At 62.3% G+C, this 26,381-nt stretch carries 20 protein-coding genes; 9 read left to right on the plus strand and 11 right to left on the minus strand.

Annotated elements, in window-relative coordinates:
• Positions 1–125 precede the first annotated feature (125 nt).
• From VF629_RS24920 to VF629_RS24930, 3 genes are all read right to left on the minus strand, one after another.
• Positions 126–1,160 carry a LacI family DNA-binding transcriptional regulator gene (locus VF629_RS24920; protein ID WP_331061231.1) on the minus strand — a complete coding sequence of 345 codons (1,035 nt, stop codon included), beginning with the start codon at positions 1,158–1,160 and terminating at the stop codon, positions 126–128.
• Positions 1,161–1,461: 301 nt separating this feature from the next.
• Complete coding sequence (locus VF629_RS24925; RefSeq protein ID WP_331061232.1) at positions 1,462–2,064, minus strand: pentapeptide repeat-containing protein; 603 nt, start codon at positions 2,062–2,064, stop codon at positions 1,462–1,464.
• A 197-nt stretch (positions 2,065–2,261) separates the two neighbouring features.
• Entirely contained in the window at positions 2,262–4,331 is a 2,070-nt protein-coding gene (locus VF629_RS24930) for an ExeM/NucH family extracellular endonuclease (RefSeq protein WP_331061233.1), read from the minus strand.
• Between the two features lie 247 nt (positions 4,332–4,578).
• Between VF629_RS24930 and VF629_RS24935 the strand changes: the two genes are divergently transcribed.
• The 3 genes from VF629_RS24935 (at position 4,579) to VF629_RS24945 (ending at position 7,509) form a co-directional block, all read left to right on the plus strand.
• Positions 4,579–5,925, plus strand: a complete 1,347-nt coding sequence (locus tag VF629_RS24935; RefSeq protein ID WP_331061234.1) for a Gfo/Idh/MocA family oxidoreductase — start codon at positions 4,579–4,581, stop codon at positions 5,923–5,925.
• 204 nt (positions 5,926–6,129) lie between these two features.
• Positions 6,130–6,981 (plus strand): pirin family protein, encoded by an 852-nt coding sequence (locus VF629_RS24940; protein ID WP_331061235.1) that lies wholly within the window; start codon positions 6,130–6,132, stop codon positions 6,979–6,981.
• 111 nt (positions 6,982–7,092) lie between these two features.
• Positions 7,093–7,509, plus strand: a complete 417-nt coding sequence (locus VF629_RS24945; RefSeq protein WP_331061236.1) for a hypothetical protein — start codon at positions 7,093–7,095, stop codon at positions 7,507–7,509.
• A 434-nt stretch (positions 7,510–7,943) separates the two neighbouring features.
• Here the strand turns inward: VF629_RS24945 and lysA are convergent, their stop codons facing one another.
• Positions 7,944–9,170, minus strand: coding sequence for a diaminopimelate decarboxylase (gene lysA, locus VF629_RS24950; protein WP_331061237.1), 1,227 nt, complete (start codon positions 9,168–9,170; stop codon positions 7,944–7,946).
• 94 nt (positions 9,171–9,264) lie between these two features.
• Between lysA and VF629_RS24955 the strand changes: the two genes are divergently transcribed.
• Positions 9,265–9,786: a DinB family protein gene (locus tag VF629_RS24955; RefSeq protein ID WP_331061238.1), complete on the plus strand. Its 522-nt coding sequence runs from the start codon at positions 9,265–9,267 to the stop codon at positions 9,784–9,786.
• A 67-nt stretch (positions 9,787–9,853) separates the two neighbouring features.
• On the opposite strand, the gene VF629_RS24960 is transcribed toward VF629_RS24955, so the two are convergent.
• The gene (locus VF629_RS24960) at positions 9,854–10,945 is read right to left on the minus strand and encodes an NADH:flavin oxidoreductase/NADH oxidase (protein ID WP_331061239.1); all 1,092 of its coding nucleotides are present in this window, start codon (positions 10,943–10,945) and stop codon (positions 9,854–9,856) included.
• A gap of 668 nt (positions 10,946–11,613) precedes the next feature.
• On the opposite strand from VF629_RS24960, the gene VF629_RS24965 reads away from it, so the two are divergent.
• The 5 genes from VF629_RS24965 to VF629_RS24985 all read left to right on the plus strand — a co-directional run bounded on the left by VF629_RS24965 (position 11,614) and on the right by VF629_RS24985 (position 16,980).
• Positions 11,614–12,501 (plus strand): prephenate dehydratase, encoded by an 888-nt coding sequence (locus tag VF629_RS24965; RefSeq protein WP_331061240.1) that lies wholly within the window; start codon positions 11,614–11,616, stop codon positions 12,499–12,501.
• A gap of 134 nt (positions 12,502–12,635) precedes the next feature.
• A complete protein-coding gene (locus tag VF629_RS24970; protein WP_331061241.1) occupies positions 12,636–13,808 on the plus strand; it encodes a pyridoxal phosphate-dependent aminotransferase in 1,173 nt (390 codons plus the stop codon).
• Between the two features lie 124 nt (positions 13,809–13,932).
• On the plus strand, positions 13,933–14,778 hold the full coding sequence (locus VF629_RS24975; RefSeq protein ID WP_331061242.1) for a prephenate dehydrogenase: 846 nt from the start codon (positions 13,933–13,935) through the stop codon (positions 14,776–14,778).
• Positions 14,779–14,986: 208 nt separating this feature from the next.
• Positions 14,987–16,069: a chorismate mutase gene (locus tag VF629_RS24980; RefSeq protein WP_331061243.1), complete on the plus strand. Its 1,083-nt coding sequence runs from the start codon at positions 14,987–14,989 to the stop codon at positions 16,067–16,069.
• Positions 16,070–16,383: 314 nt separating this feature from the next.
• Positions 16,384–16,980 (plus strand): Hsp20/alpha crystallin family protein, encoded by a 597-nt coding sequence (locus VF629_RS24985; RefSeq protein WP_331061244.1) that lies wholly within the window; start codon positions 16,384–16,386, stop codon positions 16,978–16,980.
• A 118-nt stretch (positions 16,981–17,098) separates the two neighbouring features.
• Here the strand turns inward: VF629_RS24985 and VF629_RS24990 are convergent, their stop codons facing one another.
• The 6 genes from VF629_RS24990 to VF629_RS25015 form a co-directional block, all read right to left on the minus strand.
• Positions 17,099–17,326, minus strand: coding sequence for a PID-CTERM protein-sorting domain-containing protein (locus VF629_RS24990; protein WP_331061245.1), 228 nt, complete (start codon positions 17,324–17,326; stop codon positions 17,099–17,101).
• 80 nt (positions 17,327–17,406) lie between these two features.
• Positions 17,407–20,991, minus strand: coding sequence for an endo-1,4-beta-xylanase (locus tag VF629_RS24995; RefSeq protein ID WP_331061246.1), 3,585 nt, complete (start codon positions 20,989–20,991; stop codon positions 17,407–17,409).
• A 330-nt stretch (positions 20,992–21,321) separates the two neighbouring features.
• On the minus strand, positions 21,322–23,421 hold the full coding sequence (locus VF629_RS25000; protein ID WP_331061247.1) for a M13 family metallopeptidase: 2,100 nt from the start codon (positions 23,419–23,421) through the stop codon (positions 21,322–21,324).
• A gap of 367 nt (positions 23,422–23,788) precedes the next feature.
• Complete coding sequence (locus tag VF629_RS25005; RefSeq protein ID WP_331061248.1) at positions 23,789–24,109, minus strand: hypothetical protein; 321 nt, start codon at positions 24,107–24,109, stop codon at positions 23,789–23,791.
• A 180-nt stretch (positions 24,110–24,289) separates the two neighbouring features.
• Positions 24,290–25,987, minus strand: a complete 1,698-nt coding sequence (locus tag VF629_RS25010) for a M56 family metallopeptidase (RefSeq protein WP_331061249.1) — start codon at positions 25,985–25,987, stop codon at positions 24,290–24,292.
• 2 nt (positions 25,988–25,989) lie between these two features.
• Positions 25,990–26,358 (minus strand): BlaI/MecI/CopY family transcriptional regulator, encoded by a 369-nt coding sequence (locus tag VF629_RS25015; RefSeq protein ID WP_331061250.1) that lies wholly within the window; start codon positions 26,356–26,358, stop codon positions 25,990–25,992.
• Positions 26,359–26,381 lie beyond the last annotated feature (23 nt).

A 26,381-nucleotide genomic window follows, 5' to 3' on the forward strand; every position in this document is an offset into this window, starting at 1 on the left:
TGGGTTAGCTGTGCGAGTGTTGGTGCCGTCGTTCAACGCCCACCCTGCGGTGCCACCACCCCCGTCCGAGCCTGCGGCTCGAACATCCCCTCCTTGGTAAGGAGGGGAGCTGTCCTTGCGTCTCGCTACCGCCGCGACGACGACTCCCGCACCAGCAGCTTGGGCTTGAGCACAATGGGCTTGGGCGGGCCCACGCGGTTGGGGTTGTTTTTCAGCATCTTTTGCAGCAGTTGCACCGCCGTTTTGCCCATCTGCTCGCAACGCTGGTCCACGCTGCTCAGCATGGGCTCGGTGAGCATGGTGAACATTTCGTTGCTGAAGCCGACAATGGCCAGGTCGCGCGGCACGCGCAGCCGCTGGCCCTTGGCCGCCTGAATGGCCCCGATGGCGGCCAGGTCGTTGCTCGAGAACACGCCGTCCGGGCGCTTGGGCAGCTTCAGCAGCTGGCGCATGGCCTGGGTGCCGCCCTTCTGGCTCATCTCGCAGAACACAATCAGCTCCTCGTCCAGGGGCAGGCCGTGGGCTTTTAGGGCGTCGCGGTAGCCCTGGTGGCGGTTTTTGTGAATGTTGAGGTGCAGCGGGCCGGTGAAGTGCGCAATGCGGGTGCAGCCCTGCTCGATGAGGTGCGTCACCACCTGATAGGCGCCCTGGTAGTCGTCAATCATCACGGCGCTCACGTTGCTGCCGCTGAAATCTTCCACCACGCGGTCGAAAAACACCAGCGGAATGTTCTGCTGGCGCACGGCTTCGAAGTGGCCGAAGCTCTGGGTGGTGTTGGCCAGCGACACCAAGATGCCTTCCACCTGGGAGTTCATCAGCAGGTCGATGTTCTTCTGCTCCTGGCGCACGTCTTCGTTCGACTGGCAAATCATCACGTTGAAGCCCAGCTTGGCGGCTTCGGTGGCGATGCCGTGCACCACCTGCGGGAAAAAGTGCCCCGTGATGTGCGGCACCAGCACGCCCAGCGTGTTGCTGCGGCCGCGGCGCAGGGCGGCGGCCAGCTGGTTGGGTTGGTAATGAAGTTCTTCGGCGAGCTGGCGCACGCGGGCCTTGGTGGCCTCGCTCACGTCGTCGTGGTCGCTGAGGGCGCGCGAAATAGTGGACGGCGAAAGCCCCAGCGTCTTGGCTAGGTCAGTAATGGAAGCGCGGCGATTGGCCATCTGGTGGTCGGAGCAAGGTGAAAAAATACCCGAGTTCGGCTTGCAACCGACAACTGCGGGACCTATTCAGTGCCTAAGAAAGGGCGGCCTTGCGGACGCCTCGGCACTGTGTGCTGACAATGAACCGGAAGCGGGACGGCGACCTGGACAAAAGCCGCCTCTTCCGGTAGTAGATGGGAATTCAGCCGCAATCTACTCGGCGGAAAGCATTCGGAAACGCCGCAAACGATTTTTTTTACTGGGGGTGCTACGGCGGTGCTTATAGCTGGAATAAGCGGCGCCCCGCCCGCCCGTGGCGGCCTTATTCCACCACCAGCCCAAACTTGGCCACCACGCCCAGCAAGCCGTGCAGCGTGAAACGCGCGTTGAGCAAAGCATTGCTCACCGGGTCGATGGTGAAGCCGGTGGCGGTGGTGAAGTCGGCGCCTACCAGCTTGGTGTTTTGGAACACCGCGCCTGCTAAAGAGCAGCTCTCAAAGGCGGCGCCCGACAGGTCGGCGTCGGCAAAGTCGGCCTCGTCGAGCTGGCAGCCCACGAAGCGCGTGCCCGGCATGGTGCGCCCCGCAAACGACACGTAGCGCATCGGGCACTGGTCGAAATGCACGCCAAAGAGCATGTCGCGGCAGGCCGTGAACTGCAGCCCCAGCAGCTTGCACTCGGCAAACGCCACGTTCTGCAAGGCCGTGCCCGCCAGCTTCACCGCCGACAGGTTGCACCGCTCAAACAGGCAGTCCGTGAAGCGCAGGTGGCTAAAATCGGCCCCGGTGAAGTCGCAGTTCACGAAGCGAAACGCGTCAAACTCGGTGTGGCCCACTAAGTGCCGGGCATCCCAGCGCTCGGCCACGTTGTCTTCGGGAAAATAGTCAGGTTTGCGGGCAGCCGTGGGCTTGCGGCGTGGTTTCATGGGGCGAATTTCGGCAGCGGCAGCGAAATCTGACTGGTTTTGTCCCGCGGAGAGCCACGGCGGCGCGGCCGTAGCGTGGACTTTTAGTCCGCGTGTTTACTGAATAGGAGTGGGTGACTCGCGGACTAAAAGTCCGCGCTACGTCTCGTCAGGCTTCGCTTTTTGGAGAGGCGCTGGAAGTGAGGTTGCGCGCAAACCTACAGCTTCACCACTCGCTGCACCTGGTTCAGGCCCGCGCCGTGCAGGTGCAGCACGTAGGTGCCGGCTGCCAGTGCAGCGGTGCGGCGGTCAACCTCGGTCGCCAGCGTTTCCGCAGGGCTACTTAGCGACAGCACCCGCTGGCCTAGCAGCGAAAACACTTCCAGGGTGAGGGGCTGCGCGGCGGGTGCGCCCGTGATGCGCAGGTTGAAAGCGCCGGTAGCGGGGTTGGGGAATACCTCCAGCTGAGCCCCCGCGCCGGCTTTGGCGGTGGCCGTGGCCACGCCTCGGAAATTCAAGCCGATGAGGATGGGGTCGTGGTCGGAAGAACGGAAGGGGCTGGTGATGTCGGTGGCAGCGCCGGCCACGTCGTACTGCAGAAATGCTGGCTCGGCGGCGTTGATGTGCCATTTTTCCACGGCGGCGCGGCTGGCCAGGTTGGGCGTGAGCACCACGTGGTCGAGCGAGCCGCTCTGGCCGTCGAAGACGTAAGAGGTGCTGCCGGCGGAGCCCGCCACCAGCAGGCCGGCGGCGCGCAGAATGTCCATGGGGTCTTCCTCGTAGTTGGCGTTGTAGTCGCCCACGCTCAGCACGTAGCGCGTGCCCGCTGGCCGCACCGTGGTGTTGATGAACTGCACCAGTTCGGTGGCCTGGGTCTTGCGACGGGGGTTCGAGGCGCTTTGGCCGTCGCCCTGGTCGGCGTTGGCGCCGGTGCCGCTGGCTTTCGATTTCAGGTGGTTGACGACGACCGCAAAAGTGTCTTGCACGGCCGCCAGGGTGGTAAACAGCTGGGCCACCGGCGGCCGCTCAAACACGCCGGTCGTGGCCGAGAGCAGCACGTTGCCGTAGGGCGTCACCACGGCTGGCTTGTAGAGTATGGCGCAGCGAATCAGGTCGGTGTTGTTGGGCTGGCGCATGGCCCCGTCGTTCACAAATGCATAGGTGCCCGCGCCCAGGGCCTGGTTTAGCCCATTCACCATGTCCTGGAGGGCCGAATTGGCGCCGGTACCGTCGTTCTCAATCTCAATCAGGCCCACCACGTCGGCGTTCATTTGAACCAGGGCCGCGAGGATTTTGCTGCGCTGGCGGTTGAAGTCCACCAGCGTATTGGCGCCGCGGGCCGTGGGAAAACCGCCGCCCGCGCCGTCGCCGTTGAAGTAGTTGAGCACGTTGAAGCTGGCCACTTTCACCTGAATGGGCCCGAAGGTGGGCACGGCGGGGCGCACGGTCGTCACGGCGGGCGCGTCGGCGCCGGGCAGGGGCTGCACGCGCCACCGGCTAAAGGCGTAGCCCAGAATGCCGCGCAGGTTGGCCACGGTGCTGCCCACGCGCGCGGTGCCGGTGGTGGGGTCGAGGTAGGGGATGGGCGTGGGGTTGGTGGCGGCGCGGCCGTCGTCGAGCAGGAAAGACTTGTTGACGTTAGCGGCCTGGTAGGCGGTCACGGCGGCCACGTTGCTAGTGCCGGTGCTGCTGGTACCGCTGGCGGGGCTGTCGTTGGGGTCCACAAACTGCGTGGGCTGGTACACCAAGCCCTGGGTGGAAATTTCCAGCTCGCCGCGCGACTTCAGCGTCGACACATCCGACACGGTGACTGGACCCGAAAACTGCACGCGCATGCCCTCAAACGGCTCGGCCGTGGCGTTGGTGAACGTGGCGTTGTTCAGTACGGTGAAAGCGGGCAGCGCGGTGCTGGCCGCCAGCACCGTGATGGCGGGGCCGGTGAGCACGGCCTGGTTGAAGGACGGCGTGCCGGCAATTTCCTGCACGGCGCCGGTGATGCGCACCCGGTTGCCGACGGCCACCGTGGGGGAGGTTTGCACCACGAACAGGGCGTCGGAAGTGGCGGGGTCACCGTCGGCCGCGGCCGCGTCGTTTTGCACGTAGAAACCGGCCGGGCTCAGGTTGGGGTACACGCCCGTCACCACGGCCTCGATGGTGTAGGTGCCCGACGCGGCCAGCACCCCGCTGCCCTGAATGGCACCGATGGAGGTAACCATTTGCGCCTGGGCTGCCCCGTGGGCCAGTGAGCAAGCTGCGGTGAAGAGTAATGCCTTAGTAAAGAGTTTCATGCAGCCGAATATGGGAACGGGAATAATCAAGGGATACAAAAGTACCTGACTTTAATCCATTGGAGATGAAGTCTGGTTAAATAGCGTGTCATCTTTAGATTAGAAGAGTCCCTGCTGGGCACGGCCGCGCTACTCTCATGCCCGCCATAGTTGAGTTCAAAGGGTTTGGAGGCAGTTTTCAGCTCTCAAAAGGCAACACTCGACGGGGAAAGGCGCGTAAGGTCATTACCACCTTTCCCCTTTCCCCATGTTCCAAGAAAACACTTCTGCCACAAGTCCTTTCGACTCTTCCACGGGCCCCGGGCCCGGATACGACGAGTCGCGCCGCCAGTTCATCAACCACGCCGGACGGGGGCTGCTGGCCGTGGGCGTAGCCGGTGCCCTGCCCCTGGCCGCGGCCGAAGCCGCTGGCGAGGCCGCCGCGCCGCCCCCCAGCGGGCCCCTCGACATCAAGCTGCCCCCGCTGGAGGCCCCCACCGACCCCAAAGGCTCCGAGCCCTTCAACCCCGACGCCCCCGAACGCCGCGTAGGCTTTGCGCTGGTTGGCCTGGGCCACCTCACGCTCAATGAATTGCTGCCCGCCTTCGGCCAGTGCAAGCACGCCAAACTGACGGCCCTGGTGAGCGGCGACCCCGAGAAAATGCGCAAAGTGGCGCAGCAGTACGGCATCAAGCCCAGCAGCTGCTACTCCTACCAGAACTACGACAACATCAAGGACAACCCCGAGGTGGACGTTATCTACATCGTGCTGCCCAACTCCATGCACCACGAATTCACGCTGCGCGGGGCCAAGGCCGGCAAGCACATCCTCTGCGAAAAGCCCATGGCCAACTCGTCTAAAGAGTGCGAGGAGATGATTGCGGCCTGCAAAAAAGCCGGCAAGAAGCTCATGATTGCCTACCGCATTCAGTACGAGCCACTGAACCGCATGGCCATGAAAATGGTGCGCGACAAAACCTACGGCGCCACCAAGCTCATCGAAATGGTGAACTGCCAGAACCAGGCCCACGACAACCAATGGCGCCACAAAAAAGCCCTGGCTGGCGGCGGCGCCCTGCCCGACATCGGCCTGTACTGCCTCAACACCACGCGCTTCCTGCTGGGCGAGGAGCCCACCGAGGTGTCGGCCCAGATTTATAACACGCCCGGCGACGCCCGCTTTAAGGAAGTGGAAGAGAACGTGACGTTTACCATGCGCTTCCCCAGTGGCGTGCTGGCGCAGTGCATGACCGGCTACGGCACCTTCAACAGCAAGGCCTACACCGTGCACGGCGAAACGGGCAGCATCAAGATGGACCCGGCCTTCAGCTACCAGGGCCTGCACCAGGAGCGCGTGCACGCCCCCAAAGGCAAGCAAACCAAGGAAACGCCCACCGACCCGCAGGCCGACCAGTTTGCCCTGGAAATGGACCACATGGCCGAGTGCGTGCGCAACAACAAAACGCCCTACACGCCCGGCGAAGAGGGCCTGCAGGACCACCGCATCATGGAAGCCATCTACCAGGCTGCAAAAGATAACAAGCCAGTGAAGTTGCAGGCCGTGAACAAAATAGACGCCTTCCGCGGCACCCCGCCCACTGACGAACAGGCCTAAACATTCACCCCAGTGCGGCGCTTTACTGAGCCGTCACGCCAGCGAATGTCTTGCACCAGAACGTGTCATGCTGAGCGCAGCCAAAGCATCTCTACCGCGGCAGTAATTATTTACTCTTCGCGGTAGAGATGCTTCGGCTGCGCTCAGCATGACACGTTCTTTTGCATACTATTCCCGTTTCAAGTAAGAAACATACTCCCTCGAATGCGCACCATTAAGCAGCAGCACCGCGCCGTGAGTGCGCCCATTGCCGACCTGGTTACCTACCGGGCCCTGCCCACAGAATCGGTTGAATACGTCGACCCGTTTCTGTTTCTGAACCACCACGGGCCGCAGGTGTACCGGCCCAACAACAACGGGCTGCCCTTCGGCCCGCACCCGCACCGCGGCTTCGAAACGGTCACGTTTATCCTCGAAGGCGACATTCTGCACAAGGACAGCAGCGGCCACGAAAGCGTGATTGAAGCCGGGGGCATTCAGTGGATGACGGCCGGCAGCGGCCTGATTCACGCCGAAGTATCGTCCGGTAATTTCAAGAAAACGGGCGGGCCGCTCGAAATTCTGCAGCTGTGGGTGAACCTGCCAGCCAAGGACAAGATGACGGCCCCGCGCTACATCGGCCTGCAAAAAGACGAAATCCCGACCGTGACCCTGGACGGGGGAGTATGCATTCACGCCGTGTCGGGTGAGTGGGCCGGCGCCCCGGGCGCCGTGCAGCCGCTGGCCGATGTGCAGCTGGCGTGGCTGGAACTGCCCTCGGGCAGCCGCACCACGCTGCCCATTGCGGCCGAGCGCAGCATTTTCTTCTACACCGTGCGCGGCGGCCTACGCGTAAACGGCACCGAAACCCAGGCCCTGCAACTCGTGGAGTTCAACCACGACGGCGACGAGCTGGTCATTGAGGCCGCAACCGAGGCCCTTATTCTGCTGGGCCACGCCCTGCCGTTCAACGAGCCGGTGGTGTCGTATGGGCCGTTTGTGATGAACTCCGAAGCTGAAATCCAGCAGGCTTATGCCGACTACCGGGGCGGCGCATTTGGCACCTGGAAAGGCTAGCGTCGAAAAAAGATTGCCCGGAAATTAACCTCAGACGCAACGTAGCGGTTGTGGGCTGCAAACCTGCGCCATTCGGCGCGTTGACGTTTATTTTAGGTCGTATATTTCTTGATGCCGCAGCTCGTTCGCTCCCTTTATTTTGAAAACAGCATTGGCCGGATTTGGGAGGAACCCGGCGACTACCTGCGGCTGGAATACCGGTCGGGCCCGCGCGAGCTCATTCAGTTTCGGGCCCTGCTCACCCACACCGCGCAGGCCCTGGTGCGCCGCGGCTGGGACAAAGTGCTGGTCGACCAACGCCACATGGCGCCCTACAGCCCCGTGGAACAGGACTGGATGACCAACGAGTGGTTGCCCCGCGCCGTGAACGAAAGCCGCTACCGCTACGGCGCCGTGCTGGTGGCGCACGACGTATTTGCCCGCCTGGCCATGAACCAGTTCATGATGGCCAGCCGCAACCTGCCCCACACCTACCGCACCTTCGAAACCGAAGAAACGGCCTTGGCCTGGCTGGGGAACCAGCGTTAGCCAAGCCACCGGGCCAGGGGCTGCCTAGTCCATCCGGTGTAGCTTTGAGCCACACCTGAACCTACTCTGGTATGCTCAAAACGTTGCTTTTCGTCACAGGCTTAGCCCTGACTGCGCCCGCAGCCTTCTCCCAAACAATTCCCACCGTCAGTGCGGCTAAAGCTCCGCAGTATGAGCACTGCATTTTGGTGCTAAGAGGGACGTATTATGCTAGCAGGAACATATATCTGGAGTTTGGGCAGGATGTAAAAGATGCGCCTCAAAATCCCGAACTACTGCAAGCGAACGCAGCCCTTCGCAAGCTGGCTTCGGTGGTATCTGCCCTCAACTACATGAGCAGCCAAGGCTGGGAGTGCATTAGTGTGAACACCCTGCCCGGCGACAGCGGCGACGCGGGCTACCTGCTGCGGCGCGCCAAGTAAGCCGGCTTGCGCCTAGCTCACTTTCTCTGCTTCTACAGTATCTACCTGTCCGGCCAGCAGGTCCTCGAAGGTCTGACGGCGGCGGATGAGGCGCAGCTGCCCGTCTTCGAGCAGCACCTCGGCGGGGCGGGTGCGCGAGTTGAAGCTGCTGCTCATTTCGAAACCGTAGGCGCCGGCATTGTGGAAGGCCAGCAGGTCGTTTTCGCGGATTTCGGGCAGCAGCCGGTCCCAGGCGAAGGTGTCGGTCTCGCAGATGTTGCCCACCACGGTGTACAGCCGCTCCGTGCCCTTGGGGTTGGTCAGGTTGCTGATGTGGTGGTAGCTGTCGTAGAACATGGGCCGAATCAGGTGGTTGAAGCCCGAGTTCACGCCCGCAAACACGGTGGCGGTGGTTTGCTTCACCACGGCCACGTTCACCAGCAGGTAGCCGCTTTCGCTCACCAGGTACTTGCCCGGCTCGAACCAGCATTCCAGCTCGCGGCCGTACTCTTTCTCGAAGCCCTTGAAGGCGTCGGCCACTTGCTTGCCGAGAGCGTTGACGTCCGTTTCGGGGTCGCCGGGCTTGTAGGGCACTTTGAAGCCCGAGCCGAGGTCCAGGAAATCCAGCTCGGGGAAGCGGCCGGCGGCATCGAACAGAATTTCCAGCGCGCGCATGAACACGCCCACGTCCTTGATTTCGGAGCCGGTGTGCATGTGCAGGCCGCGCACGTGCAGGCCAGTGCCTTTCACCACGCGCTCCAAGTGGCGCAACTGGTGAATGCTGATGCCAAATTTGCTGTCGATGTGGCCAGTTTGAATCTTGTAGTTGCCACCCGCCTCAATGTGCGGGTTGAGGCGCACGCACACCGGGTACGAGCCGCCAAACGTGGCGCCGAAACGCTCCAGAAGCGAGATGTTGTCGATGTTGAGGTTAACGCCCAGGTCTTTGGCCTCTACCAATTCCTCAAACGTCACGCTGTTGGGCGTAAACAGGATGTCGTCGGGCGCGAAGCCGACGTGCAAGCCGAGCCGCACTTCGTTGATGCTCACGCAGTCGAGCCCCGCGCCCAGGCTCAGAATGTGACGCAGAATCGAGACGTTGCTCAGGGCTTTGCAGGCGTAGAAAAAGCGCGTTTTATGCCCCGAAAAAGCTTTGGTGAGCTTTTTGTATTGGCCCGTGATGGACTCAGAATTGTAGACGTAAAGGGGGGTGCCGAACTGGTCGGCAGCGGCGCGCAGCGCATCGTTAATACCAGACATAATCACAAAAGTAAGGCCCGCAACGGCGCCTTAGATGAACCTCAGGCAGATAGTACATTCACGACCCATTCATAGTTTCCCGTTTTCATCCCTTATGCCTCCTCCCGAAACCATTGAAGTCTGGCTGCGCGGCCCGTTGCCCGCCGTTCCGCCGTTGCTCCAGCCCGTGGCTCACGCTCTGCTGCAAGCCCGCGAAGAACTCACCGCCGCCCTGCACGATTTCCCGCCCGTGCTGCTCAACGTGCGGCCCGAAGGGGTAGCCTCGGTGGGCTTCCACCTCCAGCACCTCACCGGCGTGCTCAACCGCTTGCTGACCTACGCCCGCAAGGAAATGATAACCGAGGCGCAACTCGAAGCTTTTCACGCCGAAGTGCCCCCGCTCACCATTGAGGAAGGCTTGGTAGAAAGGTTGGTCAAGGAATTCAGCGACGAGGTAGACCATGCCCTCAGCCAGCTTCGCAGCACCGACGTCGGCACCCTGACCGACGTGCGCGGCGTAGGACGGGCGCAAGTGCCCTCCACCCACCTCGGCATTCTGGTCCACGCCGCCGAGCACACCACCCGCCACTTGGGGCAGTTGCTCGTCACGGCTCGCTGGGTGAAAAGCTTGGCCTAACGCAGTAGCGCGGACTTTTAGTCCGCGTCTAAGGCCCGGACGCGGACTAAAAGTCCGCGCTACTGCGCTACCGCTGGCTGGCGGCGGTTTGCACGCGCGGTTTGGCCCGCTCGTATTGCACCGGCCACTTCATTTCGGCGCCCAGCTCATGCGCCGCGTACAGTGGGAAGTAGGGCTCGCGCAAAAACTCCCGCGCCAGCAGCACCAAGTCGGCTTGGCCGTTGGCCAAAACGGCCTCTGCTTCGGCTGGCGTGGTGATGAGGCCCACGGCCCCGGTCAGGATGCCGGCCTCTGCCTTGATGCGCTCGGCAAATTGTACTTGGTAGCCGGGGCCCACGGGGATGGGTGCCTTGGGCACGTTGCCGCCGGTGGAGCAGTCAATCAGGTCGACGCCGCGGGTTTTGAGCATGGCGGCCAGCTGCACGGCTTCGTCGGCGTTCCAGCCGCCATCGGTCCAGTCGGTGGCCGAAACGCGCACGATGATGGGCAACTCTTCCGGCCACACTTCGCGGGTGGCCGCCACCACTTCGAGGAGCAGGCGAATGCGGTTTTCGAAGGTGCCGCCGTATTCATCGGTCCGGTGGTTGCTCAGCGGCGACAGAAACTGGTGCAGCAAATAGCCATGCGCCGCGTGCAGCTCAATCACCTGAAAACCCGCCGCCAGCGAGCGGGCCGCCGCGGTCCGAAAATCGGCCACGACCTTCTGGATGCCGGCAGCGTCCAAAGCCGTGGGTTGGGGGTAATTATCGGCAAAGGCCACGGCGCTGGGGCCGACTACCGACCAGCCGCCTTCGCTTTCGGGCACGGCGCCTTCGCCTTTCCAGGGGCTGTAGGTGCTGGCTTTGCGGCCGGCGTGAGCCAGCTGGATGCCCGGCACGCTGCCCTGGGCCGTGAGAAAAGCGGTGATGCGCTGAAGCATGGGCAGGTGCTCGTCTTTCCAGATGCCGAGGTCGTCGGGGCTGATGCGGCCTTCCGGCGACACGGCCGCCGCTTCGCTGATGATGAGGCCGGCGCCACCCACGGCGCGCCCGCCCAGGTGCACCAGGTGCCAGTCGTTGGCGAAGCCGTCCACGCTGCTGTACTGGCACATGGGCGATACCACAATGCGGTTTTTCAAGGTGACGCCGCGGAGGGCGAGGGGTTCAAATAGCTTGGGCATGAGACGAATTCTAATGGGAAATACCAAGCAGGCTAAACCGGGTTTTCGAGGCGAAGGTTATGGACGAACCGGCAAGGACTAGTAGGCCGTCATGCTGAGCGCAGCCGAAGCATCTCCACCGCTATACTAAATCAGATTAGTGACGCAGTAGAGATGCTTCGGCTGCGCTCAGCATGACGGATTGGAAGAGTAGCAAATAGTGGGCAATGAATTTGCATTTCCCAAACTCCTGCCTAACTTGCCAGCACATTCACCACCAGCATGCTCCAGACGCGCTACTTTTTTGGCTACTATTATTTCTACGCTGCCGCGTAGAACGAGCCGCCGTTTGTAGCTAACCCAACAAACTTCTCCAGCGCCGCTCGTTCATCGGGAAGGCGCTTTTTTAATGTCCATTTACCTCATGGCACCCACGCAGCAAGTGTTTTTTACCTACGGCTATTACTTCTTCTATTCGAAGAAGCCGGCCCGCTGTTGCCAGAGTTAACCACCACACTCTCCGCCAACAACACAAGGGCCCCGCACTCCGGAGGCCCTTTTTTATTGCCTGAGTATTAGTTGTCAGTTGCTGGTTGTCAGTTGTCAGGGGTTCAACAGCTAACCAATAAAACTAAACAACTGACACTGACAACTGACAACGAGCAACTAACAACTAACCAACTAACGCCATGCCCACGCACGTGTCCATCCAAGGTTTCCAGGGAAGCTTTCACGAAGTAGCCGCCCGCCAGTATTTCGGGGTGGCGCCCGCGCTGTTGCCCTGTGCGACTTTTGCGGCCGTGGTGGCGCACGTGGTGAGCGGCAGCGCGGGCGCGGGCCTGATGGCCATGGAAAACTCACTGGCCGGCAGCATCCTGCCCAACTACCTGCTGCTGGAGCGCCACGCCGTGCAGGTAACGGGCGAAGTCTATTTGCCCATTCATCAGCATCTGTTGGCGCTGCCCGGTACCACGCTGGCCGACGTGCAAGCCGTGCACTCGCACCCCATGGCCCTGCGCCAGTGCGGCGAATTCCTGGACCGCTACCCGCACTGGAAACTGGTTGAAACCGATGACACCGGCCACAGCGCCCAACTCCTGGCCGAAAACCGCACGCCCGGCGTGGCCGTGGTGGCCGGCGCGCAAGCCGCCGAGCAGTTCGGCCTGCAAATCCTGGCACCCGCCATCCACGACGACCCGCACAACTACACCCGCTTCCTAGTGCTGGAGCGCGCCGACACCGCCCAGCCGAACCCGCAAGCCGACAAAGCCTCGCTCTATTTCTACACCAGCCACGCGCCCGGCAGCCTGGCCGCGGTGCTCACCCGCGTGGCAGCCCACGGGCTCAACCTGAGCAAGCTGCAATCGTGCCCGCGTCCCAGCCAGCCCTGGCACTACGGCTTCCACGCCGACGTGGAGTTTGACACCCTGGCCCAGCTGGATGGCCTCCTGACCGATTTGGCCGCCGTGACGGAGGAGCTGCGCGTGTTGGGCGCCTACCGCCGCGGCCAATGGAACGAAACTCCCCTCCTTACCAAGGAGGGGACGCCAGCGCTTAGCGCTGGCTGGGGTGGTTAAATCGTTGAACAACACCCGAACGAGCTTTTCCCGCGACTCTCACGCCCACAACCACCCCCGTTTTCGCTGCGCGAAAACATCCCCTCCTTGGTAAGGAGGGGAGTCTGCTCCGCTCCGCCATGACAAATTCACCCATGCAAGTCTCCGTTGCCAGCCGACTGGCCCATACCGGCGAATACTACTTCTCGCGCAAGCTGCGCGAGTTGGCGGCCCTCAATGCGGACGGCGCCAACATCATCAACCTGGGCATCGGCAGCCCCGACTTGCCACCGCACCCCAGCGTGACGGCCGCTCTAACGGCCACCGCGGCGCTGCCCACTGCCCACGGCTACCAGGGCTACCAGGGCACGCCGGCCCTGCGCGGCGCCATGGCCGACTTTTATCAGCGCCACTACGCCGTTGCCCTCGACCCAGCCAGCGAAATAATGCCGCTGCTGGGCTCCAAAGAAGGCCTCATGCACGTGGCCATGACGTTTCTGGAAAGGGGCGACGCCGTGCTGATTCCCAATCCCGGCTACCCCACCTACCGCGCCGTGGCCGAAATCTGCGGGGCCGAGGTGCGCGAATACGACCTCACGGCCGCCACCGGCTGGCTCCCCGATTTGGACGCGTTGGCCGAAACCGACCTGTCGCGAGTGAAGCTGATGCTGGTCAACTACCCGCACATGCCCACCGGCACGGCCGCCGACCTGCCGTTCCTAACCCGCTTGGTGGCCTTTGCGCGGGAGCATGAAATCCTGCTGGTGCACGATAATCCTTACGGCTTCATCCTCAACGAAACGCCGCCCATCAGCCTGCTGGCCGTGCCCGGCGCCCGCGAAGTGGCCCTGGAGCTGAACTCGCTCAGCAAATCGCACAACCTCGCTGGCTGGCGGGTGGGCATGCTGGTAGGCCGCGCCGATTTGCTGGCCGACGTGCTCCGTTTCAAAAGTAACATGGACTCGGGCATGTTCCTGGGGGTGCAACAGGCCGCCGTGGCCGCACTGGCGCTGGGCGACGACTGGTTCACAGAGTTAAATGCCACCTACCGCGCCCGCCGCGAATTAATTATTGAGCTGCTGCAAGCCGTGGGCTGCGAGCCCGCGCCGGGCCAGGTCGGCTTGTTCATCTGGGCAGCCGTGCCCGCGGTCTATGCCGATGGGTACGCCCTCAGCGATGCCGTGCTGGCTGACGCCAAGGTTTTCATCACGCCCGGTGGCATCTTCGGCAGCAACGGCTTGGGCTATGTGCGCGCCAGCCTCTGCCAGCCAGAAAGCGTGCTGCGCGAGGCACTGGAGCGGGTGAATAATAGCCTTCTGTCATCCTGAGCGCAGCGAAGGACCTTCTCATGCCCGAACGAGACAGTGCTACGTGACAAGGTCCTTCGCTGCGCTCAGGATGACAGAAAGTAGGATAGAAAACATTCAGCACTCAAAACTTAACCCTTCCAATATGAACGTTACCATCATCGGCTTAGGTCTCATCGGTGGCTCGCTGGCGCTCAGCTTGCGGCACCACGGCTTGGCTCAGCACCTCGTTGGGGTCGAAGCCAGCGAGGCGCATGCCCGGCGGGCGCTGGAATTGGGTTTGGTCGACGAAATCGAAGCCGACCTTGCCAGCGCCGTGCGGCGGGCCGATTTTATCGTGGTGGCCGTGCCCATGGATGCCATGGTGACCGTGCTGCCGCCCGTGCTCGACGCCGTAGCCGCCCACCAGGTCGTCATCGACGTGGGCTCGACCAAGCAGGCGCTGCTGGCGGCTGTAGCCCAGCACCCCAACCGGGGACGCTTTGTGGCCGTGCACCCCATGGCCGGCACCGAGCACTCCGGCCCCGAAGCCGCCATCAACGGCCTGTTCGAAGGAAAAACCGTCGTCATCTGCGACGTAGTCAACAGCGACCCCGACGCCGTGCGCACCGTGGAGCAGTTGTTTCATGCGCTGCCGATGCGCCTGCTCTACCTCGACGGTGCCGACCACGACCTGCACACGGCTTACGTGTCGCACATTTCGCACATCACCTCGTTTGCCCTCGCCCTCACGGTGCTCGAGAAGGAAAAGGAAGAGCAGCGCATTTTCGACCTCGCCAGCGGCGGTTTTGAGTCGACGGTACGCCTGGCTAAAAGCTCGCCTGCCACATGGGTGCCCATTTTTCGCCAAAATCGCCTCAACGTGCTCGATGTGCTCGACGAGCATTTGCACCAACTCCAGCGCCTGCGCGAGCTGCTGGCGCAAGAGGATTACCAAGGCCTCACCGAGCAAATTCAGCTAGCCAACCACATTCGCAAGATTCTGCCGTGATACAGAACAAAAACTCCCCTCCTCAGATGAGGAGGGGATGTTCGCGCTTCAGCGCGGACAGGGGTGGTTGAATCGTTGAACGACTCGCTTTAGAATCATCCAAGCCACTTTCAACGCCTACAACCACCCCAGCTGCCGCTTCGCGCCAGCATTCCCTCCTTGGTAAGGAGGGGAGTTTGTTTCAGATTCAAAAATCAACCCCAATCCCATGATACCGACCATGAAATCTGCGCTGTTCAACCGGCAGCCCGACGACAAACCCTTCCTCATCTCGGGCCCTTGCTCGGCGGAAACCGAAGAGCAGGTGCTCGACACCTGCCAGCGCCTGGCCGCCACCGGCAAGGTGCAGGCCCTGCGCGCCGGTATCTGGAAGCCGCGCACCAAGCCCGGCATGTTTGAGGGCGTGGGCACCAAGGGCCTGCCGTGGCTGAAAAAAGCCAGCGAGCTAACCGGCCTGCCCACCGCCGTGGAAGTGGCCACCGCCAAGCACGTAGAGGATTGCCTGGCCTTCGGCATTGACATTTTGTGGGTGGGCGCCCGCACCACCGGCAACCCGTTTTCGGTGCAGGAAATTGCCAATGCCCTGCGCGGCGTGGACATGCCCGTACTGGTGAAAAACCCCATTCACCCTGAGCTGGAGCTGTGGGTGGGCGCCGTGGAGCGCCTCCAGAAAGCCGGCCTCACGCATGTGGGCCTCATTCACCGGGGCTTTTCGAGCTACGGCAACACTGACTTTCGCAACGCCCCGATGTGGCATTTGCCCATCGAAATGAAGCGCCGGATGCCCGAAATGCCGCTACTCTGCGACCCCAGCCACATTTGCGGCCGCCGCGACACGCTGTTCACCGTGGCCCAGCAGGCCCTCAACCTGGGCTTCGACGGCAACATGATAGAGTCGCACCAAGACCCTGACGCCGCTTGGAGCGACGCCAAGCAGCAAATCACCCCGGAAGTACTGCGCGACCTGATTGAGGACCTAGTGTGGCGCCACGAGAGCACCGACAAACGCGAGTTTCTCACGGCGCTGGCCAGCTTCCGCGAGCAAATCAATCACCTCGATGCGGAAATCATGCAGCTGCTGGGCCGCCGCATGGCCGTGGCCGAGAAAATTGGTCAGTACAAAAAGGAAAACGACATCACCATTCTGCAAACCAGCCGCTGGAACGAGGTGCTAGAGCGCGCCCTGCGCCAAGGCTCAGCCGTGGGCCTGACCAACGATTTTGTGGAGCAATACCTGGCCGCGGTGCACCTGGAATCCATCAACCGCCAGAATAAAGTGATGGAAGGCTAAAATGGTATTTCTGATTCTGGGGCAGACTACGCAGAAAGCCGCTGAATAAAATAATAGCCCGTCATGCTGAGCGCAGCCGAAGCATCTCGCTCGCATCGTTCAACGATTGAATTACTACCACACGCGAGATGCTTCGGCTGCGTTCAGCATGACGGGCTTTGTGTATAGTAAGGACGTTGACTGAATCACAAAAAAGTGCCTATACGGTTCGGTATAGGCACTTTTTTTGTGAAACATGAGGCCAAATAGGTAAGTAAAAAGACGTGCCAGAAAGGCAATAGTTCTTTTTGTTCAACCCTTAACACTTTAGCGTCATGGCTATTCAAAAGTATCAAGACTCTTTCGGCGACATGATGCCGCAGAGTTTCTCGTCACTGCTTGACCGGTTCTTTCAGGACTCGATGGCGGGCCGCGGCCGGGTCAGCGCTTTTTCGCCCCAGGTAGATGCTTACGAAACCGAAAAAGGCTACCAAGTGGAGGTGGCTCTGCCCGGCCTGAAGCGGGAAGACATTAAAGTAGACTTCCATCAGGGCCGGCTCACGATTTCGGGCGAGCGGCACTTCCGGAACGAGCAGAATGACCGCCGCTACCACATGGTGGAAAGCTCGTACGGCTCGTTCCACCGCTCTTTCCAACTCCCCGACACCGTGGAGCCGCGCCAGATTCAGGCCAACTTTGAGGACGGCATTCTGCGGGTGACAGTGCCCAAAAACGAAGAGAAAACCATGCGGCACCAGATTCAGGTGCAGGGCGGCCAGAGCAACCAGCAGCAGAGCATGGGCGCTGGGCAGATGTCGGAGCGCATGGGCCAGCAGGCCACCGACGTGCAGGTGCAGCAAGGCAACGGCGACGGCCAAAACAGCCCCAACGGCGAAAACAGCCAGCGGGAGCCGCAGATGGCCGCTCACTAAGTAACTTGCACGCCAGCTCGTGAGCACAAAAGTGTTTTGTGCGAATTTTGTACTGATAGTATATAAAAAAGACGCCTTGTGATAAACAGGGCGCCTTTTTTATGCTGAGTAAGTTGCGCTACGCGGTGCGTTTGCGGCGCAGGCGGCGAAGTCCCAAGCCCACGCCCGCCGCTACCAACAAGCTCACGCCGCCATCAATGGGCACAGCGGTAGGGTCGGGAGTAGCAGGAGTGCCCGGGGTGGGGCCGCCGGTGCCCGGCTGGGCCTGAGCTGTGGTAAAAGTACCCGTAGAAAGCCAGAGCGCAGCCGCAGCCAGCGTCAAGCGCAAGAAAGTATGTTTCTTCATAAATCAGAGAGGAGAAAGTGACTGTAATTTCCCCAGCGCGCCTGGGCACAAACGGCTCAAGCGCGCTGCGGAAACAAGGCTTAATTGACGGTCAGACGCTTGCTGATGGTGCCTGCTGCCGTTTGCAGCCGCACCGTGTACACGCCCAAGGCAAGGCTGGGCAGATTTAGCGAGCGCACGGCGTCGGTGTTAGCCGGCAGGGTCTGACGAGCTACGGTTTGGCCTAAGGCGTTGAGCAGCATGACTTCCACGGTTTGCTGACGCAGAGTGGCTGGGAGGCTCAGCGAGACGCTGTTGCCGTGCACGGGGTTGGGGAATACTGCCACTTGCTGGCTGATGGCCGCTGGGGCCGTGCCCAGCACGCGGTTGTACGTCAGCACCAGCGTGAAGCGGCCAGTGGCGGCCACACCCGCCAGCAGGTCGACGGCGTAGCCGCTGCTCTGGCTCAGGTCGAACTGGGTGCCCGACTGGGCATCGCGCAAGTAAGCGTTTAGGCCGGTGGGCAGGTTCAGCAGCTCGGTGGCGCGCAGGGTGTAGCGGCCCGCTTGCGGTGCTTGTACGCGCAGGGGTACCAGCACATCGGTCGTGCCCAAAGCGGGCAGTGCGTTGATGGAAAGCAGGGCCGTGGCGCTCAACTCGCTGGCCAGCACGGGCGTGCCGCCGGCGGTCAGCTTGTAGGCATCGGCTTGAGCGTCGAAGCCGGCCGTGGCGCTGCTGTTGAAGTACACCACGGCTTCATCCGAAGGGCCGGTGGCGCCGCTTAGGTCCAGCCGCACCAGCGGGTCGGTGCTGGTGGTGCGCTGAAATACTGGGTTGAGGTAGGTCGTGGCCCGCGCCGTATTGGCAAAGTTGATGGCGCCGGGCGTGGCCGTCGACGTGGTGCGCACGAAGAAGCCTTGCATGGCGGCAATGTCGCGGGTGCCGCCGTTGGTGCTGGCGCCGCCCGGTACGTAGCTGGAGTAAGTGCCCGCGTACTGGCCGGTTGAGCGGTAAACGTACACGGCTGCATCCAGGCCCGTGGTGCTCACGGCGTCCCAGTTGAGAGGCGCGGGGTAGGGGTTGCCCAAGAGCTGCCAGCCCGACTCCGCCTGCGCGCTGCGCGAAAGGCCCGTGCGGCTGATGGGGCCGTTGTTGAGCGTGCCCACGAAATCGACCAGCTGCGTGCCGCTCAGGTTCACGGTGTAGCCCTGGCCGGGCGTCATCACGTCGTTCAGTGCATTAGGAGACTCCCAGCCGTAGTCGAAAGCGCTGGTCAGCGGTGCGGCTGAGGCCGTCAGGCGGGCGCTGTTGTAGCCGAAAACCGTGGGGAAAGGCGTCACCAGCGAAGGATTGGCCGCCGTGTTATAGGCCGGATTGACCACCGGCGTGAAGCTGGCAGTAGTCAAGTCGGCCACCGTGGTGGCCGCTACCGGCGCCGAATAGTGGCGGTAGCCCAGGCCGGGGTTGCTGGGCGTGATGTAGCGCTGCACGGTGGCATTGCCCACCACGGCGCCGGAGGTATTCACCACCATGGCCGTGCCAGAGGCGTCAGAAAACAGCGTAAACGCCCGCCCGTTGGTGGTGAGGTTGCCATTCAGCGTCAGCAGTTGGCGCACGCCCGCGGGGGCAGACAAGCTGGCCGAGGCGGAACCCACGGTCAGGTTCTGGAAGTTGGAAGCACTGGTGCCACCAATGGTCTGGGCGGCCGTGCCGGCCAGCACCACGGTGCCGGTACCGCTGCCGGCCAGCGTGCCGCCGTTGTTGGTCAGGTTGCCGGTCATGGTGAGCACGCCGCCGTTGGCGGTGGTGAGCGAAGCGGCCGCCCCCGACAGTGTGACGTTGCGGATGGCCTGGGCGCTGCTCACCACGGGCTGGTTGGCGGTGTAGCCGGGGAAAAAGGCGTCGTCGTTGGCAGTGGGTAGGGTGTAGGCAATGGCCGACGACGCGGCCGCGTTGGCAGGGGCGCCGTCGCCGGTTATCCAGTTGCTGGCCGTGCCCCAGGCGCTGCTGGTGTTGCCGGTCCACATGGGCGCAGTGTAGGTACCGGCCACGTAGGTGCGCAGCCAGGCCAGAGCCGGGCGCTCGGTGTTGTCGGCGTTGGCAATGTTGGCGCCTTGGGCGGTGCGCCAGTGGCCCACGCGGTAGCCCCACATGGTGATGCCGCGCACGGCCGGATTCTCCCAAAACAGTGGGAAGATGCGCTGGTAGTCAAGCAGCTGCTGGGCGTCATTCAAGCCATCCAGGTCAAATTCCGTGATGTAAAGCGGCAGGTTGGTGGCCGCCAGCGTGGCCATGTTGCTTTGGATGGAGGCCGTGGAGGTGGGCAGCAGCGAGAACGAGTGACCCTGAATACCGATGGCGTCGATGAGGCCGCGCGCCTTCAGTAAATTGGCAATGACGACATAGGTGGCCGCCCGGTTGCGTTCGTTTTCCACGCTGTACTCATTCAGCATCAGCTTGGATTTGGGAAAATACTGGCGCGCTAGTTCGAAGGATTTGATGACCCAGTCCCAGCCGGTGGTGCCGCTGCCGCCCAAGGCGTTGATGTAGCCACCGCCGTCGGGGCCGGATGCGCCCGTGGGGGGCTGGTGGGTGGGCTCGTTCACCACGTCAATTAATTCGATTTTGGGGTAGCGGGCCGCCAAGGCGGCGTACCATTCTTCGATTTCTGCCAATTGGTCGGCGGGCGACAAGCTGGCAATCCAGGTGGGCTGCTGAGTGCCCCAAATCAGGGTGTGCAGGCGGAATGGGCCGCCTACAGCCTGGGATTGCGCGTAAGCAGCGTCCAGGTCTGCCCAGTTAAACACGTCGCGGGTAGGTTCGGCAACGCCCCACTTGCCGCCGTTTTCTGCGGTTACTGAGTTCCAGTACACCCCGAAAAAGGGCGCTTGTGCCTGGCTGTAGGCCGAGCCCAAGTACTTAGGCTTGCCCGTGGCAATGGGCGTGCCGGTGGGCGTGAACGGCACTGGCGCCGTGGTCGAACCCTGCTGGCCGGCGTCGAGGTTAGCAACGGTGAAAAACAGGCCGGTTTGGCCAAAAACAAACTTATCGAAATCCAGCCCGTCCTCGCGGGCCCCAATCTGAATGGTTTGGGTCAGGCTACCCGCCGTGACGGTGTAGGTGATGGGCACCGTGCCGTTGCCCGTGAACTTAGACAGGTTTACCCATTTCCAGGCGTTGGTCGTGATGCCGCCCCCGCCGTCCACGGCCAGCGTGGGCGTGTTGTAGCCCACCACGTTCAGGCCGTTCAGATTAAGCCAGTCGCCGGCCGCGGCCGGTGCCTTGGCACCAAACCCCCGGCCGATGAAGAAGCTGTCGTCGTTCGCTCCGCCCCCGGTGGTGCCCACCCGAATGCGGGCGTACAGGTCGTAAGTGCCGGGGCCGGGGAACGTAATAGTGTAGGACAAGACCCGGTTATCGTTGCCGGGAAAGGCGCCACCGCCCACAATGGATGCCACATCCGTAAGCGCAGTGGCATACGTGATGGCCGGTGCCGAGCCAGTAGAAGCAATGGTGCGGAAGTCCCAGTCGCCTTGCTCGGCCACGTTGGTGCCCACGGTAATGGGCGCCCCGGCCGAGACGCCGGTTTCGGCTTCAAAGCGCACGGGCGCGTTCTGGGCCGAAAGGGTGAGGTGGCCGCTAAAGGCCGCCACCAGCGTAAAAATAACGCGTTGAAGTTTCTTCATAGGAAGATGGGTTGGGTGGGATAAAAGGATGAAAATGATGGCTGCCCGGGAGCAAATGTCCCGGCCATTACTTTAAAAGTATAGTTCTGGTTTAATCATTAACTATCGTTTTTTCAGTGCTTTATGTAATGTTTTTATCGGCAACGATTGTGATAGGTACACAACCGTTGCCGATAGGTGAGCAAGGCCAAAATGTTGTTAGCGGCTGATTGAATGAATCACAGGAATGACCTGCGCACAACGAAGAAGGGCCCCCGCCGTAGCGGGGGCCCTTCTTTACTTTTTACCTATCGAACGCAATGCCGAAGCTGGTTCAATGAGAAAAATATCTTACCAAATCACGGCCCGTTCCATCGTGGGCCGCACCATCTTATCACCCTCCTTGCAGCCGAACGCCTGCTGGAACTGCGGCATGTTCATCAGCGGGCCGATGGTGCGGTACTGGCCGGGCGAGTGCGGGTCCGTCAGGATTTGCTGGCGCAGGGCTTCGGGCCGGATGTTGGTGCGGCGCAGCTGGGCCCAGCTCAGGAAATAGCGCTGCTCGGGCGTGAAGCCGTCGAACTTCGGGCGCGGGCCGTTGCCATAGCGCTGCTGCAGCTGCTTTTGCAGGGCGCCGTACACCACGGTGAGGCCGGCAAAATCGGCCAGGTTCTCGCCCATGGTCAGCTTCCCGTTCACATGCACCGAATCGAGGGGCGTGAAGGCGTCGTACTGCCGGCCCACCACCTCCGCGCGCTTCGTGAATTCGGCCGCGTCGGTGGGTGTCCACCAGTCGCGCAGGTTGCCTTCCGAGTCGTACTGGCGGCCCTGGTCATCGAAGGCGTGGGTGATTTCGTGGCCCATCACCCCACCAATGGCGCCATAGTTGATGGCATCGTCGGCTTTGGGGTCGAAGAAGGGCGGCTGAAGGTAGCCAGCCGGAAACACGATTTCGTTGAGTGGCGGGTTGTAATACGCGTTAATGGTGGGCGGCGTCATGGCCCATTCGTTGCGGTCGATGGGCCCGCCAAATTTGGCGGTCTCGCGCTTGTTGGCCCACTGGCGCGCCGCCAGAATGTTCTTCAGGTAGCTCTCGCGGCTGATTTTTAGGGCCGAATAGTCCTTCCACACGTCGGGGTAACCGATTTTCACGCGCAGCGCGTTCAGCTTTTTCAACGCCTCTGCTTTGGTGGGCTCGCTCATCCAGGTGTTGGTCCGAATGTGCTCAGCCATGCTCGATTTGACGTTGTTCACCATTTCCAGGGCCTTGGCTTTGGCCTCGGGTGGGAAAGCTTGCTCCACGTACAGTTGGCCAAACGCCTCGCCCAGGGTCTGGTCGGTGGCAGCCTGCATGCGCTTCCAGCGGGTGGCTTGTTGCTTGGCGCCGGTCTGGGCCTGGTTGTAGCGGAAGGCGGCGTCGGCGTAGGCTGCCGGTAGGGCCGGGGCCACCGAGCGCACCAGATGCCAGCGCATATACGTTTTGAGGTCGGCCAGCGGCTCGGTTTTCAACACGGCGTTCACCTCGTCAAAAAACGCGGGCTGCCCGATGATGATTTCCTGCGCCTTGCCGAGCTGCATGTCGGCCAGCAGCTTTTTGGGGTCGAGGGCCGAGTAGCGCTTTTGGGCGGCCGCCACGGTCATTTTGTTGTAGTTCGACTGCGGGTCGCGCAGCTCCACGCGGTTGCGCGAGGCCTTGGCCAGCCGGGTTTCCAGTCGCTCTACCGTGGCGGCGTTGCGCTGGGCCACGGCCGGAGCGTCGCCTAGTAGTCCGAACACCTCCGTCATGTAGGCCCGGTAGGCCGTTTTCACCTTTTCGGTGCGCGGGTCGTTTTTGAAGTAGAAGTCGCGGTCGGGCAGCGTGAGGCCGCCTTGGCCAAACTGCACCGCGTATTCGGTGGTCTTTTTCTCGTCCACGTCCACGCCGCCGCGGAAGAAAACACCGGTGTTCAGGTTCTGCAGGCGCACGATGGCGGCGCGCAGCGCGGCCTTGTCGCGCACGGCGGCCAGGCGGTCCAGCTCCGGCTGCAGTGGCTTGAGGCCGGCCTGCTCAATGGCCACGGTGTCCATAGCAGCGGCGTAGAAGTCGCCCACTTTTTGGGCGTTGCTGCCGGGCGCGGCGTTGCGGTTGGTAGCAGCCTCTTCCAGAATGCGGCGCAGCGTTTCCTGGGTGCGGTTGCCGAGCAGGTTGCGCGGCCCCCAGCTGGAAGCGTAGCTCGGAATGGGGTTGTTCTTCAACCAATTGCCACCCGAGAATTGGTAAAAATCACCGCAGGGATTCGCCGTGCGGTCAATGTCGGCCATGTCGAGGCCCACGCCGGGCGGGAATGATTCGACCGGCGCAGGTGCAGCGGCTGTAGGCGTGGTGGCAACGGTGGTGGGCTTGGTGCCGGCGCAACTGGCCAAGACCAGCGTGGCCGCTGCCAGCCAGGGGCGGGAATAGCGTTTCTTCATGGAAGCAAAAACAGGGTTGACAGACGCAAAGTAGCGGAAAAGACGACTGCAAGCGCCCCAGGCTGCATCAGCATCCTGGATAGCACCTGCTAACTCCTGCCCCCGAATTTCCGCTACGCAACTACGGGCGTCCCGCTTTTCGTTTGGGCCATTGCCTAAGTAACCCAAGTTGCGAAGTAGTTTGGTGAGCCCCGGAGGGGCAGCATGTGGGCAGCAAAGGCCGTACGGGTTGGGGTGATAAAGCCCCAGGTGGGCGACACTTGCGGGAACGAATGCCGCCCCCCTGGGGCTTTGCCGTGCTTAACTGCCGGATGGTCTACCGACATGCCGCCCCCCTGGGGCTCACCGGGGCACTCCGTAACTTGGGTTAAGTAGACGCCAGCACGTAGAGCAACTGGATTGCAACGGGCAGCACCCGCTCTGCCTGGGATTGAGTAGCCAGCCAACCCTGTGGGTACGGGGCAGTCTTTCGCAAGTCTTCCATGGCCGCGTGGGCTCGTTCGGTGAGCACGTCGGACAGCAAGGGAGACGCCAGGTACTTGCGCAGCAGTTCCGCCGCCCCGCGCCGGGCCGTATCGGCCAGGAACCAATCTTTGGCCTGACTGCCGTCGGCGCGCTTGATGTGAGCTAGGCAGGCAGCTAGAAACACGCGTTCTTCGCTGGGATGGACGACCGGGGAGTGGGACATACAGGAGGCCCTACGCAAATCTTGCCGCTGAAGTAAGAGTACATCTTCTACGTTCCCACTTTTTCATGGTTTGCGCCGTGCCTTCGTCCTGAAAACATGGCCACGCCTTCAAACAAAAAGCCGGGCGGGGTAATCCCGCCCGGCTTGGACTGTGCTGCTTGTCTCAACTGGTCCGCTGGCCTAGCGAGCCGTGTATGATTCAGAAATAAAATTGCCTTGTTTGTCAAACACCAGGTACCCTGGCCGCCGCCCAATTACAATCTCGGCCTGATATTGCGGCGTGCCGTCAGTAGCCTGCAACTCCTTCACACCCAGCAGTCGGGCTTCCGGGTATGTTTTGGTGATGTACGCCAGGGCTGGCGCGGCCAGGTAAGCCACGCGCTTGGGTTGTTCGGGGGCTGCGGCAGGAGCGGAGGCGCTTACGGCCACGCCGAATTTCTCGTTGAAGGCCCGTACTTCAGGATTTTCCTGGTTTCGCTTACTCGTAACCACTATTACACCCCCGGCACCCGCTTCGCCGGCCACCTGACGCGCCTGCTCGCCCTTGAATATGCTTATCGACGCAATGTCCTTTGGGTTAATGTCATTGATGTTCGGGCCCGCGGCTTGGCCGTCGAGGTAGTAAACGGGCGGCGGGCCGTTGGGCTTCGCAAGGCTGCCTTGTACTGGGGTGGCCGGCTTAAGCCTTACCGTGGTGGCTTTGCTGCGAGGTTTGGCTGGTTGCGGTTGCGACTTCCGGATGCCCACCACTGCCGGCTGCCCCGCGGCGTCGAAATACAGCTGCTGCCGCTGGCCGCCGTCCACAATCACCGCCATGTACTGAAAACCTGGCGCCACGCTATTCCTTTCCTGCAACGACGTCCAACTCGCCAACTGGGCCTGGGGGTAGTGTTTGTCGAGGTAGGCCCGCACGGCGGGCGGCATATCTGCACCCGCCGCCGCGGTGGGCGCCTTGGCCACGGGCGTAGCAGCGGCCTTGGCGGGCAGCACCGGCCCGGCTCCTTGGGCCTGCACCTGCGCTGCCGAGAAGCTGAGGGCCACGGCCAGCACCGCCGGCACGGCCACGAAATAACGGGCCAACTGCCCAGGCGAAGAAAGCGGAGTATTCATCATGGCAACGCGGTTTTTGAGGGTTGGAAAAGTGAAATGAGTAACCAAAGCCGGCACCGCGGCCCCGCCGCTCAGCCGGAGCAGGCTGTACTGGTAAGCTTGGCGGTCGAGGCCGGTTTGCAAAGCGGCCTGGTCGGCCAGGTATTCGAGGTTGTCGAGCAGGGCGCGGCGCAGCAGCCACGCTGCCGGGTTGCACCAGCCCAGCGCCTGGACCACTTGGGCCAGCAGCACGTCCAGGGTATGCCACTGGCGCACGTGCACTTGCTCGTGGCGCAGCACCGCGGCCAGCTCCGATGCCGGGTGCTGCCCAGGGTTCAGGTAAATGGTTTGCCAAAATGAAAACGGGCTGACTGCTCCCGTCAGCACCCGCACCGGCTGCCCCTGCACCACCGCCGGCCGCGAGGCGTGCCGCACCCGCCACAGCGACAGCAGCTGCACCAGCAGCCGGCCCAGCAGCACCGCGGCCCCGGCGCCGTACAGCCACAAGGCCATGGCCTCCCAGTCAATAGGCGTTGCGGTGGGGGGCACCGCGGCGCTGCCGACGGGCGCGTATTCGGTTGCCACGACCACCAGCGGCACGCTGGTGGCGGCCGGAAACAGCGCGGGCAAGGGCAGGGCCGGGTAAGCCGCCGAAAACACCAGCGCAAACAGCAGAATAAAGCGGTTTAGCCGGAAAAAGGTGAGCCGGCGCAACAGCCCGAAATAAGCCGCCGCAAACAGCAGCAGCGCCACGTTGGCCTTCAGCAAGTAGAGGAGGGCGGGCGACATGGCTACCGGTTCTTTTTGCTTTCGATGAGCTTGATAATCTCCTGCAAATCCTCCGCGCTGATTTTATCCTCTTGCGCGAAAAACGACACCAGCTCCTTATAAGAGTTCTGGAAGTGCTGCTTCACCAGCGTGCCCAGCGAGCGGCGCTGGTAGTCGTCGGCCGACACCAGCGGCACAAAACGGTAGGAGTTGCCCAGCTTTTCACTGCGCACGTAGCCCTTGCGCTCCAGGTTGCGCAGGGTGCTGGCCAGCGTGGTGTAGGGCGGGCGCGGCGCCGGCAGCCCGTCGAGCACGTCTTTCACAAAGCCCCCATTGGGCAGCGACCACAGCACGCGCAGGGCATCTTCTTCGGGTTGGGTGAGGCGTTCCATTGGATTTGGTATAACAGCAATTA

Origin of the sequence: Hymenobacter sp., assembly GCF_036388155.1 — a bacterium.
In the GTDB taxonomy this organism is placed as follows: domain Bacteria; phylum Bacteroidota; class Bacteroidia; order Cytophagales; family Hymenobacteraceae; genus Hymenobacter.